General features: G+C 38.3%; 16 protein-coding genes. 9 read left to right on the top strand and 7 right to left on the bottom strand.

The genetic code is table 11. The features are described from left to right. Nucleotides 1-84 precede the first annotated feature (84 nt). The 6 genes from DKG77_RS06940 (at nt 85) to rlmB (ending at nt 12,630) form a co-directional block, all read left to right on the top strand. Entirely contained in the window at nt 85-3,333 is a 3,249-nt protein-coding gene (locus tag DKG77_RS06940) for a SusC/RagA family TonB-linked outer membrane protein (protein WP_109661630.1), read from the top strand. Between the two features lie 20 nt (nt 3,334-3,353). Further along, complete coding sequence (locus DKG77_RS06935) at nt 3,354-5,075, top strand: SusD/RagB family nutrient-binding outer membrane lipoprotein (RefSeq protein ID WP_109663648.1); 1,722 nt, start codon at nt 3,354-3,356, stop codon at nt 5,073-5,075. Nucleotides 5,076-5,105: 30 nt separating this feature from the next. Next, the gene (locus DKG77_RS06930) at nt 5,106-6,056 is read left to right on the top strand and encodes a hypothetical protein (RefSeq protein ID WP_133248428.1); all 951 of its coding nucleotides are present in this window, start codon (nt 5,106-5,108) and stop codon (nt 6,054-6,056) included. A 108-nt stretch (nt 6,057-6,164) separates the two neighbouring features. Continuing rightward, entirely contained in the window at nt 6,165-8,453 is a 2,289-nt protein-coding gene (locus DKG77_RS06925; protein WP_109661627.1) for an aryl-sulfate sulfotransferase, read from the top strand. Nucleotides 8,454-8,514: 61 nt separating this feature from the next. Next, on the top strand, nt 8,515-11,850 hold the full coding sequence (locus DKG77_RS06920) for a VCBS repeat-containing protein (RefSeq protein ID WP_109661625.1): 3,336 nt from the start codon (nt 8,515-8,517) through the stop codon (nt 11,848-11,850). 48 nt (nt 11,851-11,898) lie between these two features. Further along, nucleotides 11,899-12,630 (top strand): 23S rRNA (guanosine(2251)-2'-O)-methyltransferase RlmB, encoded by a 732-nt coding sequence (rlmB, locus tag DKG77_RS06915; RefSeq protein ID WP_109661623.1) that lies wholly within the window; start codon nt 11,899-11,901, stop codon nt 12,628-12,630. A gap of 3 nt (nt 12,631-12,633) precedes the next feature. Here rlmB and DKG77_RS06910 read toward each other — a convergent pair whose 3' ends face one another. Then, a complete protein-coding gene (locus DKG77_RS06910; protein WP_109661621.1) occupies nt 12,634-13,362 on the bottom strand; it encodes a rhomboid family intramembrane serine protease in 729 nt (242 codons plus the stop codon). Nucleotides 13,363-13,499: 137 nt separating this feature from the next. Here DKG77_RS06910 and DKG77_RS06905 point away from each other — a divergent pair, with 137 nt between their 5' ends. Beyond that, the gene (locus DKG77_RS06905; RefSeq protein WP_109661619.1) at nt 13,500-14,777 is read left to right on the top strand and encodes a replication-associated recombination protein A; all 1,278 of its coding nucleotides are present in this window, start codon (nt 13,500-13,502) and stop codon (nt 14,775-14,777) included. Here DKG77_RS06905 and DKG77_RS06900 read toward each other — a convergent pair. The 6 genes from DKG77_RS06900 to radC are packed head-to-tail and all read right to left on the bottom strand — an operon-like array spanning nt 14,774 to nt 20,376. Beyond that, nucleotides 14,774-15,610: a hypothetical protein gene (locus DKG77_RS06900; protein WP_133248427.1), complete on the bottom strand. Its 837-nt coding sequence runs from the start codon at nt 15,608-15,610 to the stop codon at nt 14,774-14,776. The two genes, DKG77_RS06905 and DKG77_RS06900, sit on opposite strands and share 4 nt — an antisense overlap. Before the next feature lie 13 nt (nt 15,611-15,623). Next, the gene (locus DKG77_RS06895; protein ID WP_243414884.1) at nt 15,624-17,063 is read right to left on the bottom strand and encodes a DUF5723 family protein; all 1,440 of its coding nucleotides are present in this window, start codon (nt 17,061-17,063) and stop codon (nt 15,624-15,626) included. 14 nt (nt 17,064-17,077) lie between these two features. Beyond that, nucleotides 17,078-17,629 carry a hypothetical protein gene (locus DKG77_RS06890; protein WP_109661585.1) on the bottom strand — a complete coding sequence of 184 codons (552 nt, stop codon included), beginning with the start codon at nt 17,627-17,629 and terminating at the stop codon, nt 17,078-17,080. 57 nt (nt 17,630-17,686) lie between these two features. Then, nucleotides 17,687-18,376 carry a YjjG family noncanonical pyrimidine nucleotidase gene (locus DKG77_RS06885; protein ID WP_109661583.1) on the bottom strand — a complete coding sequence of 230 codons (690 nt, stop codon included), beginning with the start codon at nt 18,374-18,376 and terminating at the stop codon, nt 17,687-17,689. Continuing rightward, a complete protein-coding gene (locus DKG77_RS06880) occupies nt 18,369-19,664 on the bottom strand; it encodes a polysaccharide deacetylase family protein (RefSeq protein ID WP_109661581.1) in 1,296 nt (431 codons plus the stop codon). Before DKG77_RS06880 ends, DKG77_RS06885 begins: the two co-directional genes overlap by 8 nt. A 13-nt stretch (nt 19,665-19,677) precedes the next feature. After that, on the bottom strand, nt 19,678-20,376 hold the full coding sequence (gene radC, locus DKG77_RS06875; protein ID WP_109661579.1) for a RadC family protein: 699 nt from the start codon (nt 20,374-20,376) through the stop codon (nt 19,678-19,680). Nucleotides 20,377-20,434: 58 nt separating this feature from the next. Between radC and DKG77_RS06870 the strand changes: the two genes are divergently transcribed. After that, nucleotides 20,435-20,884, top strand: a complete 450-nt coding sequence (locus tag DKG77_RS06870; RefSeq protein ID WP_109661577.1) for a DUF1569 domain-containing protein — start codon at nt 20,435-20,437, stop codon at nt 20,882-20,884. Nucleotides 20,885-21,050: 166 nt separating this feature from the next. Continuing rightward, entirely contained in the window at nt 21,051-21,224 is a 174-nt protein-coding gene (locus DKG77_RS16965; RefSeq protein WP_165819357.1) for a hypothetical protein, read from the top strand. Nucleotides 21,225-21,294 lie beyond the last annotated feature (70 nt).

Here is a 21,294-nt window from a genome sequence, read left to right as displayed (position 1 = left end):
TGTCTTAAAAATTTAGTAAAATTAGTTTGGATTATTAACATGAAATTATGATTTTAGCGCCTAGCTAATTCAAATAATTTTAAAATGAGAACAAAACTTAATGGATTGTTAACGCTGTTATTGGCGTTTGTTGTGCAAATTTCGTTTGCACAAGACAAGACGATTTCAGGTAATGTTACGGATTCCGATGGACTTCCGTTGCCTGGGGTTAACATTGTCGTTGAAGGTACCACTAACGGTACTCAAACAGATTTTGATGGAAACTATGCTATTAGTGCAAGTCAAGGTCAAGCACTACTTTTTACTTACATAGGGCAAAAACCCGCGAGAAGGACTGTTGGCGCTGAGAACGTAATTAACGTTCAGATGCAGGAGGACGCTCAAGCTCTTGAAGAAGTAGTTGTTACGGCTCTTGGTATCAAAAGAGAGAAACAAGCATTGGGTTATGCAGTAACGGAAGTAGGTTCCGAAGATCTTGAACAACGCCCAGAAGGTGATGTTGCTCGTGTACTTCAGGGAAAAGCTTCAGGTGTACAGATTACTCAACAAAGTGGTCTTTCAGGTTCTGGTACAAATATTATTATTAGAGGTCAAACAACTTTTAGTGGTAGTAACCAAGCACTGTTTATTGTTGACGGTGTTCCTTTCAGTACCGATACTAACCCTTCAGGAAGAAACGGATCCCGCCAAGATTTTGTAAATGGTAACAACGGTTCCAGTAGATTCTTGGATTTAGATCCAAACAGTATAGAAAGCGTTAACGTTCTTAAAGGACTTGCCGCTGCTACGCTTTACGGTTCACAAGGACGTAACGGGGTTATCTTGATAACTACTAAAGGTGGTTCAACTCAACAAGGACCCAAGAAAACAGAAATCACTGTTAACTCTTCTATGTTCTTCAACGAGATTGCATCACTTCCAGATTACCAAGATGTTTATGGTAATGGATTTGACCAGTCTTTTGGATGGTTCTTCAGTAACTGGGGACCAGCGTTTGCAAGAGATGGAGCATCAGGATACGCAAATCAAGCGGCTATTGATGACAACGCAACCCTTGCACACCCTTATTCAACTTCCACTGCAGCTATTCAAGCGTCATTCCCTGAATTTCAAGGAGCTCGTTACGATTGGAGACCATATAACAGTGTTAGGGACTTCTTCAAAACAGGAACAGTTGCAAATACTTCTGTTAACGTAAGAGGAACTTCTGACGATGGAAAGGTTGGATACAACATGAACTATGGTTACTTAAAAGATAACGGTTTTACTCCTAACAACAGTGTAACAAGAAATACGCTTTCTGTTGGTGGTCGTGCAATTTTAAGTAATAAGTTTACCGTAAATGGTACTTTAAACTTTGCAAGAACCAAATTTGTTTCACCTCCTGTTGCATTAAGCCAGGGTAACGGTGCTACAGGTACAGGTTCTTCTGTATTTGGTGACCTTTGGTTTACTCCAAGAAGTATCGATATTCAAGGACTTCCATTCCAAGATCCTATTACGGGTGGTAGTGTTTACTACAGACAGAACAACTCTATTCAGCATCCTCTTTGGACTGTTAACAATGCAGAGACAAACCAAGAGACTAATAGGGTATTTGGACAGGCTACTGTTCAATATGAGATAAATGACAACCTTAACATTATATACCGTGCCGGTATAGATGTTTATAGTGAGAGTAACACTAACTTCCAAAATAAAGGAGGTATCAACAGTAACTCTGGTGATGTTAGATTGGCAAGTGGTATTTATGAAACTTGGAACAACACCAACACTATTTGGGACCACAACCTTGTTTTGAACGGGGATTATGATATCACCGAAAAAATTGGTTCTACTTTCAACGTAGGAGCAACTACAAGAAGAGAAGTATTCGATCAAAATGGTGTTGCCAGTGATGGTCAGCAAGTATTTGGAGTGTTGAGACACTTTAACTTCTTGAATCAAAATGAAATCCAAACATTTACAGAAAGAAATATTGCTGGGGTGTATGCACAAGCGGATTTTGATTATGACAGCTTCCTATATTTAACACTAGCTGGAAGAAATGACTGGGTATCTAACTTTTCAACAGAAAACCGTTCTCAGTTCTATCCTTCTGCAAGTGTCTCTTTTATACCAACTGCGGCAATTGATGGTCTTAAGTCAGAAAATGTACTTAACTACTTGAAGATTCGTGGTGGTATCGGAGTTTCTGCAAACTTTGATGGTACTTCTGCCTATCCAATCGCAAGTACTTTAATATTGGACACTCAGGATTCTCAAGATGCTACAGGTACAAACATTGTAACCAATACTACTGGTGTTAGACTTGGTAACCCGAATCTACAACCAGAAACATTGGAAGAAATAGAAGTTGGTATAGAATCTAGATGGTGGGACAGCAGAATTACATTGGATGCTTCTGTTTACCAAAGAAAGACCAATGATTTGATTTTGGACAGACCTCTAGATCCTGCTACTGGATTTACTGTTACTGCTACCAACATTGGAGAGATAGAGTCTGAAGGTGTTGAGGTTGACTTAGGTGTTAATTGGATACGTGCAAAAGAAGAAGGTGGTTTTGATTGGAGCACCAACTTAAACTTCACGGCATACGAAACTACCGTGGTTGACTTAGGTCTTGATACAGATCAAGTTGTTTATTCTGGTTTTTCAAACTTGGGTAATGCTGCAATTGAAGGTGAAGCGCTAGGTGTATTCTTTGGAAGTAAGATTCTAAGAGATGCCAATGGAGATTTTGTAGTAGGTGCTGACGGTAACTATGTTCAAGATCCAACAGATGGTATCATTGGTGATCCTAATCCAGATTGGGTAGCAAACGTTAGAAACACACTTTCTTACAAAAACTTTACTTTAGGCTTCCAGTGGAACTATACTCAAGGTGGTGATGTTTATTCTTCAACTATTTCAACTTTATTGGGTAGGGGATTGATTACTGAAACTATTGATAGAGAAAACACCTTTATACTTCCAGGTGTTGACGCCAACGGAAATACAAACAATTTACAGATTAACAACTCCACCTATTTCTTTAGTAACCTTTTATTTGGTCCTAGTGAATTGCAGGTGTACGATGCTACTTCCGTTAGATTGCAAGAAGCTTCCTTTAGCTATAGTTTGCCATCTAAATTCTTGGATAAAACTCCATTTGGGGCGCTTACGTTCACGGTATCTGGTAACAACCTTTGGTACAGAGCTGTAAATACTCCTAAGGGTGCGAATTTTGATCCTAACACTAGTGGTACTGGAGTTGGTAATGGATTCGGTTTTGACTTTATCAACGGGCCAAGCTCAAGAAGGTACGGATTAAGTGTAAAAGCATCATTCTAAGAATAATAACTATGAAAATAATGAAAAATATAAACAGATATTTGACTTTGACGGTCTTAGGAGGATTGCTTGCATTTACCTCTTGTGAGACTACGGAGCTTGACATTACGGCGAATCCAAATGCCCTTACTCCGGATCAGGCCAGTGTCGACTTCTTCTTAAACTCAATCCAAGAGGATTTTGTAAGACAATTTGAAGGAGATGCCGATTTTGACCTAAATGACAACTTTCAATCAGGTGGTAATACCACAGGTGATGGATTCAACGAGTTAGGTATGGAACTTACTCGTATTGTTAATATGAATGGTAGAAACTATACAAGTGTCTACCAGGACAGTGATATGAACGATGAATGGATCAATGCCTACAGAGGTATTCTTGCAGATATTCGTGCAATGCAACCTTTGGCTGAAGAAGCTGTGCAAACTAGACATTTAGGTATTGCCCAATTTATTGAGGCTTACCTTATGATTAGCATGGTGGATTTCTTCGGTGATGTTCCTTATTCTGAAATCATTCAAGGAGAAGAGCAGAATTTCAATCCAGCTGTAGATTCAGGTGCAAGCATTTACGATGCCATGTTGCTTCTTTTGGATGATGCAATTGCTAATTTCAATAGCACTCCATCTGCAGACCCGGCTGTTGATTTCTTTTACGGGAATGATTATGACAAATGGGAAAGAGCTGCCAATACGCTTAAACTTAAAATCTATGTTCAACGTAGATTGGTAGATTCAGGTGCAGCGGCTAGTTTTAACGCCATCATTGCAAGTGGAAACTATATCCAGGATTCTGCAGACGATTTTGTTTACAACTGGTCAGCAACAAGTGCTACACAACCAGATGCAAGACATCCAAGATATGGTATTAACTACCAAGCAGCAGGTGCTGGAGAATATATGTCTAACTGGCTAATGAGCCTAATGGATACAACTGGTGATCCACGAACTAGATATTATTTCTACAGACAAACACCGGCAGTTCCAGGTGCAGGAGAAATCCCACCTAACGAAGAATTGTTGAACTGTTCTTTAGAAACACCTCCACAGCATTATATAGATGCAGGTTTTGGCGGAGATTTCTGTTACCTTCCAAACGGTTTCTGGGGTAGAGCTCACGGTGAAGCTGATGGTATTCCACCAGATGGATTATTGCGTACAACTTACGGAACATACCCTGTTGGTGGTCAGTTTGATGATGATAGCTTAAGCGCACTTACCGTTGGCGGTGGTGGTGCCGGAACAGGGGTAACTAACCTATTGACTGCTTTTGGAGTAGACTTCATGCAAGCTGAGATGGCCATGGTAGCTGGCAATATGCCCGCTGCAAGAACCTTCTTGTTAGATGCGTTTGATAAGTCCGTAGCTAAAGTACAAGGCTTTCTTGTTGGTAGAGAAGGTGGTGCAGATACCTCTTTTGAGCCAGCGCCTGGTGACATTACAGCCTATAGAAATACTATTGGTGCCAATTTTGATGCAGCTGATGATAATGGAAAATGGAATGTAATGGCAGAGCAATACTGGATAGCACATTTTGGTAACGGTGTTGAGCCATACAACTTCTACAGAAGAACAGGTTTTCCAACAACACTTCAGCCAAATCTTGAGCCAGATCCAGGTGTCTTTATCAGATCCATGTACTACCCAGCAAATGCGGTAAACAACAACTCTAATATCACTCAAAAAGCAGACCAAACCGTACCTGTATTTTGGGATACTGGAAGTGTACCTGCGGCCAATTAAAAAAGAGCAATGAACATAAAACAAAAATTCATGAAAAATTATAAAATCTATATACTTTTTGCCTTAGCTGGTATATTTGTCACTTCATGTTCCGAAGATGATAAAGTTACTATCGATGTGCAAAATACGGTTACCAGTGGTGCTGTACTAAGAACTATTGCCCAGACAGGTACCGCATGGGATGTGCTTGATGACACAGAAGCTTATTCTGTTGAAGTAGAAGTTCAAGATGCTGAAGATGGTGCATTACTTTCAGAGGTTAGGGTTTATGTGGACTTGGTAGACAATACTGAGGCTGTAATAACCGATCCAGCTGAAACCTTAATCGCTACTTTACCAGCTTCCGCTTTTTCTACAGGAGCCAATGGCTTTCCAAGGAGTACGTACAACACCACCCTTAGTGAAATAGCTTCTACCCTAGGATTATCTTTGGGTGACTATAACTGTGGTGACCAGTTTAATGTGCGTATGGAATTGGCACTTACAGATGGTAGAATGTTTACTGATACTGATGCAACAGGAAATGTATCTGGAGGATCTTTCTTTTCTTCTCCTTATGCTTATAGAATTTCTTTGATTGCTCCACTTCCAAATGATGATTTGTATACTGGTCAATACCAGCTTACAACCGTAACCAATGGAATTTATGGTGTAGCGGACTACGCAGATGGTGTGTACACTTTAGAGTCCGTTAATAACACAACTAAGGTTATTAAAGATGTAACAACGTTTGTTGCTTTTGGAGGTTTCGGTCCTGTAGATGTAGAATTTGAATTGGTTTGTGGTGAAATAATCATGAAACCTGCACAAGGTGTAGGCGCTGGTTGTAATGCTACAATTCAAAGTGGTCCTGCAAACGTAAATGCAACTTATGACTTGATGAACCCAGATGATAGTGATTTCCTTTTGAATTTCACATCTGATGAGACAGCAGATTGTACAAATTCTGTTCAAGCGGCTGTTAGGCTTACAAAAGTTTAATACGTTTACAAGTTTATTTTTATATCAAGAGAGAGGTTTTTTTAACCTCTCTCTTTTTTCTTATATATATATGCATCCTTTTTCTATTTTTGTTTAATTGTGTGCGCTATGAAAAAAATAATACTTACGCATATGTTGCTTTTGCAACTTATGTTCATTCTTATATACCCTACTAATTCCCAATCCCAAAATACTATTGGGGTGATTCTTAACACAGAGGAGTCCTATAATGGCTATACCTTTTACACCGTACAAAAAAACACCTATTTAATAGATAATTGTGGGCAAGTAGTTAATCAATGGACCAGCGAATTTAATCCTGGTAATGCTGTATACCTCTTAGAAAATGGCTCCATTTTAAGAACCGGCAAAATTGACAACCCAGATATTACCATTGGTGGAATAGGCGGCCATATTGAAATCAAAGACTGGGATGACAACTTAGTTTGGGAATATGACTATTCAGATTCTCAGGTAAGTCAGCATCATGATGTATTCCCAATGCCTAATGGGAACATTTTAATACTAGCCGTTACAAGAAAGACACAAGCAGAGGCTATCGCAGCAGGACGTGATCCTGCAAATCTTCCATCAGCCGAACTCTATAACGAACAAATAATAGAAATTGAACCCACAGGAGCCAATGGAGCGAATGTTGTATGGGAATGGAATATTTGGGATCACCTAATCCAGGATTATGATAATACCCAGGATAACTTTGGAATAGTTTCAGAAAATCCTCAACTCCTAAATATAAACTTTCTTGGTACCTCAAGTGGAGGCGCTAATTGGATGCATGTGAATTCAATACAATACAACGAAACCCTTGACCAAATTGTACTTAGTTCAAGACAGTTAAATGAATTTTACATTATTGACCATTCTACTACTACCTCAGAAGCAGGCTCCCATTCAGGTGGGATTAGAGGAAAAGGAGGAGATCTTCTATATCGTTGGGGAAACCCACAATCATACAATCAAGGCACAGAATTGGACAAGCAACTCTTTGGACAACATTTCCCACACTGGATTCCAGAAACATCTCCAGATGGTGGAAAAATAATACTTTATAACAACGGCTCTGGTCGTACTCCTTTTTTTTCCAGCGTTCTTATTGTTGACCCCCCAGAAAGCAGTCCAGGAAACTACGTTGTCCCCATCAATTCGAATTTTGGTCCAGAAACCCCAGAGTACATTTATACGGACCCAAACAATCCAGAAGATTTTTTCTCCCTTATATTATCAAGTGCCCAACGCCTACCAAATGGCAATACTTTAATCTGTGAAGGCACAAGTGGACGTTTCTTTGAAATTGACCCAAGTGAAAATATAGTTTGGGAATTTATTAACCCAGACACCAATGGCGGAATACTTAGCCAAGGTGATTCCCCTCCAACTGCAAATAATATCTTCAGAGTGCTAAGGTACTCTCCCGATTACGCTGCATTTAGTGGAAGAGACTTAACACCAGGACTTCCAATTGAGCAAAATCCAAACTTAAACTCTTGCACAGTTTTTGATGGCTCTATTCGCCTATCAGCCAATGACAGTGCAACCTTAGAAGGAGGAACAATTACTTTTGAAGTCAACTTGAGCCAAACCGGTTCCGAAGACATAACAGTAAGTTACTCTTTTACCAACAACACTGCTGAAGACAATGACTACTCCGCTACATCAGGTCAAATAGTTATTGTTGCGGGTACTTTAAGTGGTTCAATTACCATTGATACTTTGGAGGACGAAATTGATGAGGCAGATGAAACCTTTACAATAAACCTCACTCCATCTGACACAGATATAGACCCTATTAGCGCTATCGGAACCATTATCGACAACGATATTTCGCCCATTTTGACCATTCAAGACTCCAGTGCCATTGAAGGAGAGAATTTAAGTTTTCCAATAACCATAAGCGGCCCCAGTTCGGAAGATATTGTGTTATCCATGGAAATAATCGATATTACTACGAACAATACAGACTATTCCAATTCAGTCCTTCAGGTTACCATTCCCGCCGGAGAAGTATCCGTAGAAGTGACGGTGACTACAATAAATGATGAGCTAAACGAAATCAATGAAACTTTTGAAATTGGTGTACTTAATATCATTTCAGGCAGGCTGTCAGAATTCGATAATAAAGCAACAGGCACTATTGTTGACACTATGCCAGATGATTCATCTGTAATATTTTACAATGTTCCTGTAGAAGAATTTCTGCGAACAAGCTCACTTGAAAGCGTAGATAAAATAGAAGTATTTAATATGCTAGGTGGTTTGGTTGCAAACAGCTCAAATGAGAATGACATTAATTTATCCAGTTTAAAAACGGGAATTTACATCGTACAATTAACAGATGCTACAGGCGAAGTTTTTAGAAAAAAAATAATTAAAAAATGAGTCCATCATAAAAAATTGATTTCTTTGTTAGGCAAATCATGTTAGGGCTTAGCCATTTCAAATGAAAAAAATAACAATCTCTTTTCTTTTTTTGCTTTTTGCGCTTTCCTGTAAAAAAGTTGAGCAAAAGAATTCAAGTGGAGTTCCCACAAATGTTGAAACACCTATTTCCGTTTTTAATAAAATTGATAAAAACGATAGTGGCATCAATTTTTCAAACACTTTAGAACATGATGTGGGCACAATGCATAACCTGTTCGATTACGACTATTTTTATAATGGCGCAGGAGTTGGGCTCGAAGATTTAAACAATGATGGCCTTTTGGATATTTTTTTCTGCGGAAATCAAGTGGCCAATAAGCTCTATATTAATAAGGGTGATTTCGTGTTTAAGGATGTCACGGAAACTTCTAACATCAATACGGGAAAACAATGGTCCAACGGGATAACCTTCGTTGATATCAACGGAGATAAATGGATGGACGTTTATATATCCCAAGGAGGGCCAAATACCAGACAGAATCGCAAAAACTTGCTCTTTATTAACCAAAAGGACGGTTCGTTTAAGGAAAGTGCCGAAGAGTACGGCTTAGCTGACATGGGCATTAGTACACAATCCGCTTTTTTTGATTTTGATAAGGATGGTGATTTGGACTGCGTAGTAATGAATGAAAATGAATTGTATGGAGTAGATCCTATTAGCCTTCAAAGACTTTTAAAAGCTAATCCTGACAACCACTATTTCAATTCATCCCATCTTTATCGTAACGATGGCGGCAAATTCGTAGACATTACTAAAAGTGCTGGGCTTGAAAGACCAATTTTTGGATTGGGACTTACAATTTCAGACATCAACGAAGATGGATGGATGGACATTTATATGGCCAGTGATTACTATCTTCCCGACGCCCTCTATATAAATAATCAAGATGGTACATTTTCAGATAAAATAAAGGAATCTACCAATCAGATATCCTTTTATGGTATGGGTATTGATATTGCTGATATAGACAACGATAACCTACAGGATATTTTTGTTCTGGATATGGCTGCAAATGATCATGTAAGATCAAAAACGCTCATGGCTTCCATGAGCACAGGGCGGTTTGACTATTTGGTGAACAAAGCAGACTTTCAGTACCAATACATGTACAACTCTTTGCAAAAGAATATTGGCGATTCAAAATTCAACAATATTGCCCAACTATCAGGTGTCGCAAATACGGATTGGAGCTGGTCTGTACTTATGAACGACTTTGACCTTGACGGCCACAAAGAAATACACATTACCAATGGTTATAGGCGCTATGCGCTTGATAACGACCTACAAAGACAAGTATTTGAAGCCAGACAAAAATATGGCTCAAACGTACCATTAGATGTAAAAAGTAGACTCTATGAATCTATGCCATCGGAAAAATTACCAAACATTCTCTACAAAAGAACATCAGGTTTAAGCTATGGTAACGTTTCATCAGCTTGGGGATTGGATGATTTCTCTTTTAGTAACGGTGCTGCCTCTGGAGATCTGGATAATGATGGGGATTTGGACCTAGTCATCAACAACATTGATGAAAACGCATTTCTTTATAAGAACATGTCCATAGAAGAAAAAAAAGGCAATTACCTAAAAGTAAACGCCCATGGGGATTTATCAGAAGAATTTGCCAAAGTAAAAATAGACATAGGGGAAACCTCGCAGGTAATTGAAATAAAAAGGGTTAGGGGCTACCGATCATCACAGGAAAACAGCGCATTGTTTGGTATAGGCGATCAAAAAACAATTGATACAGTCACTATTTTTTGGAAATCAGGTAAAATGCAGCAAAAGCTCCATGTGCCTTCAAATACCGTTATATCCTTTAGTGAAAGTGAAGCCACTATGAATATCAAAAAGCCAAAAGAAAGGACTAAACATTTCCAAGAGGTTAGCGCAAAAGGCCTGGGATTGGATTTTACACATAGAGAAAACGCTTATGACGATTTTGAGGAAGAAATCCTATTGCCCTATAAACAGTCCAATTTAGGTCCGTTTTTAACCAAAGGAGACATTAACAATGACGGCTTATTGGATTTACATGTAGGCGGTGCAGCTGGGCAAGCTGGGCAATTGTACTTGCAATCCGATAGGGGCTTTACAAAAGTCGACTCCCCTGCCCTTACAAATGATGCTCAATATGAAGACATGGAATCTGTCCTTTTTGATTTTGACGGAGACAAGGACCTAGATCTATACGTTGTCAGTGGAGGAAACGAATTTGCAGAGCATTCATCATACCATGCGGACAGAATCTATATAAACAATGGTAACGGTCAATTTGATAGACTGCACAGTGATGCGTTAAGCTCGTATCCCAAAAATGGTAAAACAGTATCCATAATTGATTATGATAAAGATGGAGACAATGATATTTTGGTAGGAAACAGGGTTGTTCCAAAAAATTACCCTAAACATCAATCATCCGTTTTGTATGAGAATATGGAAGGAGAACTGGTTGATGTCACCCAAAAAGTTGCTCCAGGGCTTGCAAATTTTGGAATAATCAATGACCTACAAGTTACTGATATCAACAATGACGGCTGGGAAGATTTTATTGCGGTTGGTGAATGGACCGGCATTGGGATTTTTATAAACCAGCAAGGTACCTTTGAAAAGACTGAAGAGAACACTACTGCGTTGAACGAAAAAGGTTGGTGGTTTTCCATTAGTGAGACCGATGTGAACAATGATGGCCTTAAAGATTATATTATTGGAAACGCCGGACTCAATATTAAGTTCAAAGCTTCTTCAGAAAAACCTTTTAAGGTATATGCCGCCGACTTTGATGAAAATGGCACCAACGATATTGTATTGAGCAAAAAATACAATGGCACATATGTGCCCGTACGCGGAAGGGAATGTTCATCTCAACAAATGCCATTTATAAAAGATAAGTTTGAAACTTACTCAGAATTTGCCAACGCTAGCCTAGTGGATATTTATGGAGAAAAATTAGATGCCTCTTATGAAAGTAGCGTTACAGAGTTTAGATCCATTGTCCTCATTAACAAAGGCGACTTAAACTTTGAAAAAGTACTTTTGCCGGCTGAAAGTCAATCTTTCCCCTTATTGGATTGTGTTCTTATTGATATAAATAAAGATGGGTATGAAGATATGATTCCTGTAGGGAACATTTACGGAACAGAAGTTGAAACACCCAGGCTTGATGCTATTTCCGGTCTTATTCTTTTATCGAATGGAAAAGATGGTTATACCAGTCTTTCCAATCAAGAATCAGGGTTGTTTTTGGATGGCAATGTAAAGGACATTGAAATCATTGGCAATCAAAAAAACGAGAAATACATAATAAATACCGTGAATAACGGTCCGTTGTCCGTACATAAAATATCTTTGTAGGGCGCACCAGATGGTTTTCATCTGAAAAACGTTATTCAATTGAACACTATGAACAACCAAATCTATGGAATACGGGCAGTATTGGAAGCTATTGATTCTGAACAGCCCATAAATAAAATATTTCTTCAAAAAGGACTTGGAGGGGAGTTGTTCAGAGAACTGGAAACCTCAATACGAAAAAAAGGCATTAGTAGTTCCTATGTCCCTATTGAAAAGCTAAATCGCCTCACCAAAAACAACCACCAAGGAGTTGTCGCCAATATATCTCCTGTACAATTCCATAATTTTGAGGATTTGGTGGAACAAGTGCTAAGTAAAGAAAAGAGCCCTTTGTTTTTGCTTTTGGATCAAGTTTCTGATGTTCGAAATTTTGGAGCTATAATCAGAACGGCTGAATGCTGCGGTGTAAACGGCATTATTATACCAAAAACTGGTGCAGCACCCATTACGGATGATACGGTCAAAACTTCTGCAGGCGCTGCCTTTAAGGTGCCCATTGCAAAAGTAGACCACTTAAAAGACGCTATATTTTACCTTCAATCTTCAGCTATTCAAGTTGTCGCTGCAACGGAAAAGTCTGAAAACGATATTTATGCGGTGGATTTCAACACCCCCTGCGCCATAGTCATGGGAGCAGAAGACAAGGGCATTTCAAATTCCATACTTAACCTAGTTGACCATAAGGCAAAACTTCCTTTATTGGGAGAAATTGGTTCTTTAAATGTCTCTGTAGCCTGTGGAGTTTTTTTATACGAAGTGGTGCGCCAACGAATGAGCTAAAACTTACTCTTTCTTTTCTTTCTTATAATGATATGTGACGTTGATTTGTTGATGTCCTTCCTCCTCCCCCTTGGTCTCAATAAAATTGCCATCCTCATCAAAGTGTCTTAAAAAAGGATCATCGTCTTCATTGTAACCTTCTTTTTCCCAATCATATTTTTTCTCTACTGGAAGCCTGATCTTTGTAGTAAGCGCCAAAAACAACCCTGTAGCAAATCCTGAAAGATGCCCTTCCCAAGAAATGTTCTCTTTTACGGGAAAAATGTACCATATCATGCTTCCGTAAACAAAAACAACTATCAATGAGAGTGCAACCAATCTAAAATGCTTAGCAAAGACTCCTTTAAAAAAGATAAAACTGGCCAGCACATAAATAAGTCCACTGGCACCAATGTGATAAGAAGGCCTGGCAATACACCACGTTAAAAGTCCCGAAACAAGAACTCCCAGCACCAATGTTCTTAATGCCGCATGTCTATAAAAATAAACCAGAAAACCGGTTAACACTGCCAAAGGAATGGTATTGTTATATAGGTGTTCCAAAGACCCATGAATAAATGGACTGAACAAAACACCTATTAAACCCGAGAGTTTTCTTGGATAAATGCCAAAATCGTTAAAATTGAGGCCAAAATTCACTTCAACCCAAAATACTGTCCAAATAGATAGGACCGCCAACAAAGGCGCCAACAGTACCCAGTTTGAAAATTTGAAATGATTATCTTCTGTCATAACTATACCCCACTCTCAAATACTTGACCATACAAGTGAATTTACACAAATTGTCAGGTTTGTTAAAAAAAATATATGATTTGAAAGATGGTCATTACGATACATCCTTCATGTAAAATTATCTTATTTTTATCTTCATGAATGAACCCCTCGCCGAGCGCATAAGACCTAAAACCCTTGATGACTATATAAGCCAGCATCATTTAGTTGGGGAACATGGCTCATTGACCCATCAAATTAAAAAAGGGATAATTCCGTCATTGATTTTATGGGGGCCACCAGGTACCGGCAAGACAACATTGGCCAATATCATTGCCAACGAGAGCCAAAGACCTTTCTATACGCTTAGCGCAATCAGCAGTGGGGTAAAAGATGTAAGAGAGGTTATTGAGAAGGCCAAACAGAGCGGAGGTCTTTTCACTTCTAAAAACCCCATTTTGTTCATTGATGAGATACATCGGTTTAGCAAATCGCAGCAAGACTCTCTTTTAGGCGCAGTTGAAAAAGGCTGGGTTACTCTTATCGGGGCTACAACAGAAAATCCAAGCTTTGAGGTGATTCCTGCGCTTTTATCCAGGTGTCAGGTTTACATACTAAATCCATTTAAAAAAGAAGATCTAGAAACTCTTTTGAGCCGGGCCATGGAAACCGACAGCACTTTAGGGTCAAAAAAAATAAAGTTAAAAGAAACTGAAGCGCTACTCCGACTTTCTGGGGGTGATGGAAGAAAGCTTCTAAATATTTTTGAGCTTATCATAAATTCTGAAACTGGTGATAACGTTACCATAACCAATGATTTGGTTATGAGCAAGGTGCAAAAAAATACAGTACTTTATGATAAAACTGGCGAACAGCATTACGACATTATTTCTGCCTTTATCAAATCCATTAGAGGAAGTGACCCCAATGCAGCGGTATATTGGTTGGCACGGATGATCGAAGGTGGCGAAGACGTAAAGTTTATTGCACGTAGACTGGTCATTTTAGCATCTGAAGATATTGGAAACGCCAATCCGACAGCATTGGTATTGGCAAATTCAGCTTTTCAGGCAGTAAATACCATTGGATACCCAGAAGCTAGAATAATACTGAGTCAATGTGCCACTTATTTAGCCAGTTCAGCAAAAAGCAATGCCAGTTATGTTGCCATTAAAGAAGCGCAACAAAAAGTAAGGGAAACAGGAGATTTATCGGTTCCTTTGGCAATTAGAAATGCCCCAACCAAATTGATGAAAGATATTGGTTATGGCAAGGGGTACAACTACGCCCACGACCACGAAAACAACTTTGTTGATTTTGAATTTCTACCTGAAGAAATATCTGGAACGTCGTTCTATAGACCAGGTGGCAATCCTAGGGAAAATGCAATGAAGGAATTCCTAAAAAATAGGTGGAAGGATAAATATCAATATTAAAATTTGACATTTAGCTCTTTAACTACCTTTTTACCGTTTTCTGCATATTCAAAAAACCATTTATCATCTTTTTTGAAAACCACTCCATTTTTGTCTCCATGGCTTACCAAAAAGACATTTTCCACAGAGGTTTCCATTAATTTCAACCTCACTTTTGGGGTACTGTCAACAAGTTGATATCCATTTTCTATAGGTTGCGCATACAACAAATCAGAATTTATGGGTTCCACGACCTCATCTGCCTTTTTTATGGGAGAAGTTACGGGCTCCATACTTTTAAAACTCTGATTTTCTGTAGTGGCTTCTTGCACTACTATGGGTTTTTTAGGCTCTTCGTCCAACGATTTTACATCGTTTTTAAAACTTACCGTGATAGGTTCTTCAACTTCCTTATTTTCCTCCTTGGGCACGTATTTATACTGCAAAGTATCAAAAGAAACAAATGACTTCTTCAGTGCGTCTGTATAGGCAGGCCTAAACTCCTTGAGTTTGCTTCTGCCTTCAACCGTTCTAAAAATTTCAATAGACCTACAGTCCCTTAGAACCAGAGTGGTTTTGGTGCTAAAAAGGGAAGAAGTATCCTCAAGGTTTACCACAAGGCCCAAACACCTATTTTTTCTTAAATCCTCAGGTAGTTCATCATCATAAACCGCCTGGTAACCTCTTTGATTAAAAAGGTACTTTATTGTTGTACTTGTTTGGTATTTGTTTTGAATATTATATGCGTCAAATTTCTTTGGCACTATTATATATTTATAATCATTTAATTGACCATAGGATAAGCTGCTCAATCCTATTGTAAATATCAAAAAAAATAGTAGTCTAGATTTCATATTGAGTAGATAATCAATTACCGTTCCAAGATATAATATTAAATCCAAACTGTAAAGAGGCATAATGGCTATCGGCAACATTTCTATAACCTAATAGATTATCTCCCAAAACATAGAAATTAACCGGTCCAGCCTGCAAGCTAAGGCCGAGTCCAATATTTGAAAATGAATATTTATCAACCGTATAGGTGGTTTTAAGAGAAAGTGTTCTCCCCAATCTTTTTTGGTAAAAACCTGTTAAAGCAGCCTGAATGCCTCTAGGTCTCTTTATCATAAATAATTGCCCCCCTACACTATTCCTATATAAATCGTCATTTTGCCCACTGTCTTGGTTTATTGCACATCCACAATCTTTGTTGGAAGCTTCCTTTAGACCAAAATCATAACGAAATGATCCATAAACTTTAATTGGCCTAAATGATATGTAGCTACTTGTATCATTATCATTGAAAGGAACGGATTCTTCAATTTCATCTATAAGTTCTTGCCACAGATCGTTGTTTATGTTGTTTATATCCTCTGGTAGGATGACATCTATGCCTTCATTGGTTGCGCTTCCTCTTAATGTATAATTTTTGATATCCTTGGAGTTATAAATAAAGCCTACGTCCAATACGCTTCCTGTAATGGTTGTTTGAGGATTTAGGTGATAAGTAAACCCAGCATCAAAACCCAATCCAAGGTTTCCGCCAAACAAGACCCTTCTGGTAAATAAACTGGCCAAATCCCTTTGTGTTGTAGAGGTGTCCTCATCCAAAATATCTGAAATTTCCTCAATCCCCGAAGTCTGCAATTCTAAATCAGCATTAATATTATTTGCATAGATATTATCTTGGCCCACTGTGGTTGTAAACGACCCCGAATTTTTTATGGATTGAAATTGAAAAATACTGGAATAGATTTTAGCTCTAGCCCCAACAGTAAGGGTGTTGCTTATTTTCCTATTGATCCCAAAATGAAATACATTGACCATCTCCCCTCTTAGGTTTAGATCACCCAAATCAAAACTTCTGCCTATATTATCTCCTCCGTTACCTTCAAACGCTAAAATTGCCAAGTCTTTGGGCCAATACACAATGACATCTGTTTCTCCATACATTCCAAAAGAATAGTAATCATCCGGTCTGTTTTTGCCCCTAAAGCCAATATTGAAGAGTTCTATTTGGCTGGTGGTGCTAAAATCATCCCTTTTGCTCATATCTTCTATTAGTCGTTCTCTAACTTTTGTGGTAAAGTCAACACCATCATTGGCAAACAAATCATTTACGGTAACCCCACTGGTTGCTGCTTGAAAGGACAATCCAGACAAAGCTGGTATTCCAGTGTGCCATTTTTCTGAAGCCTTTACCCCAGGATTGACCATTAATGATTGAGGAATCTCATAAAAATCATAAAGCAGTTGCTTGTTTTGGGACCACAATGAAGCTACCCCAAATAAAGTGGTTAAAAACATTAATTTGCCCAGCTTCATTTTAATCGAAATAAAAATTCAGCGGCAGATCGCATAATTATTTTGGGTTCCGGCTCGGATGAAACACTTGTAACATCTCCAAGGTTATTTCCTATTACCCTAAGATTTGATGTATTGGTGAGAATATCCAAACTTTTTCCTCCCGGTCCATAGGCAACTTCTATAATTTGTGGTTGAGCAGGTGCGGGATCAATACTAAAAGACTCTAGGTCCAATAGATTGCCTCCTTCATCTAAAAATTCTATTGTTATGCTTAACGTTTTACTTGTAGTGTTTTCCAGTTCATAAATCATTGTTCCCTGTAAAAGTCTTTCTGCTACAAATTGTTCATTAAAAGCATCAAAATTGAACGTTTGAGCATAAAACGTACTTGCGGCACTTGCAGAATTTATGAACTCTTCATCAGATTCTAAATAAAAAATACTGGAAGCGACTATTGGAGTAACACTTAAGTCATCAAACTGGTCAAAATCCTGTTCTTCAGCGCATGAGAGTATCAGAATAACAGTTGTAACCAACAACAGGAAGGGGGAAAGCAATTTTTTCATAGGTTTAAAAGCATTTTGTAATAAAACAATGTGGCCCTGTTATACCCTACTATAACTTTATAAAATGCTTTTTATTTCAATAAGATCGTTGATGATTTTACATAAATCATGCTCAGGTTCGTTGTGTGCATTAAAGTGCAGTGCATGCAAACCTACTGATTTGGCCCCCATAATATCTGCCTCTAGGCTATCTCCGATCATAAGGGAATTTTGAGGTGCAACGTTTGCTTTTGTCAATGCTAATTCAAAAATATGGGGGTGAGGCTTTTTCACTCCCGCGATTTCCGAATTGATTATTTGATCAAAGTATTGATAGATCTTCGAACCTTTTAGCTTTTTTTCTTGAATTTCTTGAAATCCATTGGTAATGATGTGAAGTTTATATCTTGGTGACAAGTATTCCAAAACCTCAACGGTATTTGGAAACAAATGCGAGTATGAGGATAGGTGTTCTATGTACTCATGTGCCAAAACATTTATGGTTTCGTCTGAAATTGTTTTACCTATGTTATCAAAAGTTCTTTTTAAACGTTGATATCTAAGTTGAGATTTACTAATTCTGTCCTCGCGGTATAATTTCCAATATTCCAGGTTTATGGGTATGTATTCTTTTAAAAAATCCTGTAAATCAACATTCAACTGATTTTTCACAAGAATTTTTTGAAACGTTAAGGCAGAATTTTTTTCAAAGTCCCACAGGGTATGGTCAAGATCAAAGAAAACATCGGTAACCACCTCTTTAAACATAGTAACGCCTTAAGAAGGATTGATATAGTTCTAACCAATTTAGTTTATGACTGCTTCCAAGCAATTCATTGGAGAAGATTATTACCAAATCGCCATTTACTTGTTTTACTTGCCTATACACCCGATCCATAACGGTAAAAGCCTCTTCTTTCTTTTTACAGTTTACCAAGGCATAATCATGTATGGCAAAGGGGTGTACTTTTAACGGTTGCCTAACCTCCATGTTAATATCATAAAAATAGAATGGCGTACAGGTTCCTGCCCTAAAACCAATCTCATGGGTATACCCCATAGAAAAATCGTCTGTGAACTCTGTTTCTATTAGGTTGCGGTATGTACTAGGTACGTTAACCCTGTTGTATCTTAATCTGGAATACTTAACGGGCCTGTTAATGAGGTTGCCCAAAAGCCTCTTTTCTTCTTTTAATACTATTTTATCTGTTGAGGACAGAAAGGAGGTACTTAAAGAAACGGCACTATAGTCCGCAACCGACTTTATAAGGTACCCAAATTTGTTGTTGTTTGGCGAAATGTTCTTGTCATGTGCGGAATACTTTGCAAACTGAAAGAAAAACATAGTCTTTATAGGAAACTTTTTGTGTATTCCTATCAACTCTTGAAAATTATTATAGGGATCCTTTTTTATGCCCAAAAGCACCGATATGCGTTTGGCAATGCTCCTAAACTTAAAACTGCCCAAATCCAACAGCAGCCCTCCTAGGCTTCTTACAAAACCCCTTAATGCATAATTATGGGATGTAGTTACATTTATTATTGATGTGAAGGTGTATGCTCTCTTCGGGCTTTGTATATCAGGAAAGCGTTCCTTTAGGGCTTGCAACAGTCTATGTGCCCACAGATCAACCACTGGAAGTTCCAAAAAATTGTTCTGGTAGGCAATGCTTTCTTTTGCAGGAAACCTTCCAACACCATCTTTTACATGTGGCAAATACTCTTCATACCTGCTCAAAAGATAAAAACTTGCTGAAAATATGTCATACGGTATTGTACTTTTTTCTCCACACGAAAAAAAGCACGGGATACCGTCCCAATCTGCAATTTTAATATCCAAATCGTTGATACCCTGCTCAAACAACAGGTCATTGCTCCTGATAAAAAACTCGTTCTGGAGTGGTTGCTTTGAGTAGGTTATCTTGGGGCCTGTATGTCTTATGAAGTCTTCAACCTTGGTTGTAAAGGTGATTTCTATGCCCAGAATCTTTTCAAACAGCTGTTTTGCCGTATAGGTAAGTCTGTTTGTGATTTTATGGGTAAATATCAATAACATATCTACTGGTCAACTATAGTATTCCTTGGTCCGCAAAACTTAAATAATCGTGCTGGGTTAAAATTAAATGGTCCAATATCTTAATATCCAATGCTTCTGATGCCTTTTTGAGCTTAGTTGTAATCTCCTTGTCCGCGGTACTTGGTTTTAAAGTACCGGACGGGTGGTTATGTGCCAGTACAATGCCCACGGCACCCAATTCCAATGCCTGTTTTAAAACCAGCCTAACATCTACAAGTGTTCCGGTAATACCGCCTTTGCTCAACTGGGACTTATGTATCACTTTGTTGGAATTGTTAAGGTAGACAATCCAAAACTCTTCATGTTGCAATTCTCCAATTAATGGGTAAAGCAGGTCAAAAGCATCTCTACTACCAGAAATCTTAACAATTTTATCGGCAGCAATTCCTCTCCTGCGCCTACCTACTTCCAAAGCTGCGGCAATAGAGACTGCCTTGGCCTCGCCAATACCCTTAAACTGCATTAATTGGCTTACAGAAAGTCTGCCAAGCTCGTTTAAATTATGGTTTGCCGAGGCTAAAATCCGTTTAGCAAGCTCCACGGCGCTTTCCTTTTTATTACCTGAGCCAATTAATATGGCTATAAGTTCTGCATCTGAAAGTACGGAGCGTCCTTTTTGTACCAGTTTTTCCCTTGGCCTATCATCATCTGCCCAATTTTTAATGGAAAAAGAAGCCACTTTTTCTTGCATGGTCTAAATATAGGAGATTAATATTTTATGTAATTTTCTAACACCAAATATTTCAATAATGAAATCTCTTTTTGATGCTGATACTTGTTCCCAAATACTGAACCGTATTGATACCTTGAACCAATCCATTGAACCTGCTTGGGGGAAAATGGAGGTTGGCCAAATGTTGCATCATTGCCATTTTCCCTTAAGCCTTGCCTTGGGAAGGTACCATATGAAAAAGCCCAATCCTTTAATGAGGCTAATTTTTAAAAGTTTTAAAAAAGGCATGTATAATGACACTCTATGGAAACCCAATCTACCAACGGCAAAAGGTTTTAAGGTGATCGATAAAAAGGATTTTGCTGCTGAGAAAACCTTGTTGGTTGGTTTGATCAATGATTTTCACTTGGAAAAAGACAGAAAAACCTGGGAGCCACATCCTGCATTTGGAGATTTTACACATGACCAGTGGGGGAAAATGCAGTATAAACACTTGGATCACCATTTAAGGCAGTTTGGTGCCTGATCAATACATATTATTGTATGACGTAAATCGTTACCATTTTTGCTGAGTGTAAATAACCCATTGTTGTAACACACATTTGAAAACGAAGTAGAGTACATGACAGAAACATAAAGGTTCTTGTAGCCCAAAATGGATGAATTTACAGGGTTTTTTATTCGAAAACTGAATGTTTCAAAGAATTGAAAAGAAGGCTGAAGAAAATGGGTCAGAAAATATTATATCGGGAACTGGAAATCTAAACGGATTAAAACTGTCTCCTCGCCTTTTTATTTCTGCTACTACGGAAATTTCTGCCACTTTTTGTCCAATAACCAACTACAGTCATGCCTACGCTGACTAAAATAACTAAAATCACAATTTGGTAAAACTCTTCAGGTAAATTCATGATTTCAATATACGAAAAATTCCTT

It is taken from the genome of Flagellimonas aquimarina, from assembly GCF_003149745.1.
GTDB lineage: Bacteria > Bacteroidota > Bacteroidia > Flavobacteriales > Flavobacteriaceae > Flagellimonas > Flagellimonas aquimarina.
The sequence above is the reverse complement of the archived record's forward strand: the minus strand, read 5'-3'. Positions and strand labels throughout refer to the sequence as shown.